Below are 389 nucleotides of genomic sequence, written 5' to 3' on the forward strand. Positions count from 1 at the left end.
GTACTCAACAACAAATAAAGAGGGCTATCGCGAGTACAAATCGCCCAAACAAATTTGTGCAACATGCTCATTTTTATCACGGTGTACGGAAAGCAAAGACTATTAAAAAGTAGTGACACGGCATATCTGGCAAGCATATGTGGAAGAAGCAGATCATCTGCGTCATCATCAAGAGGTAAAACCTATATATGCGAAACGCAAAGAAACGATTGAGCGTGTATTCGCAGATGCAAAAGAAAAGCATGGTATGCGTTGGACTACTTTAAGGGGACTTAAAAAATTGTCGATGAGGCGATGCTTACTTTCGCTGCCATGAATTTAAAGAAGATGGCCACTTGGACATGGCAAGGTCCTAAAACGGCTTAACATAGTGGCTCGAAGAGCCCAAA

General features: G+C 41.9%; 1 pseudogene. It reads left to right on the forward strand.

The annotated features are described in order from the left end of the window. Nucleotides 1-366 (forward strand): annotated as a pseudogene (locus tag AS888_RS25295) (transposase); the annotation flags it as partial. Between the last annotated feature and the right edge of the window lie 23 nt (nt 367-389).

It is taken from the genome of Peribacillus simplex (assembly GCF_001542915.1).
In the GTDB taxonomy this organism is placed as follows: Bacteria; Bacillota; Bacilli; order Bacillales; family DSM-1321; genus Peribacillus; species Peribacillus simplex_B.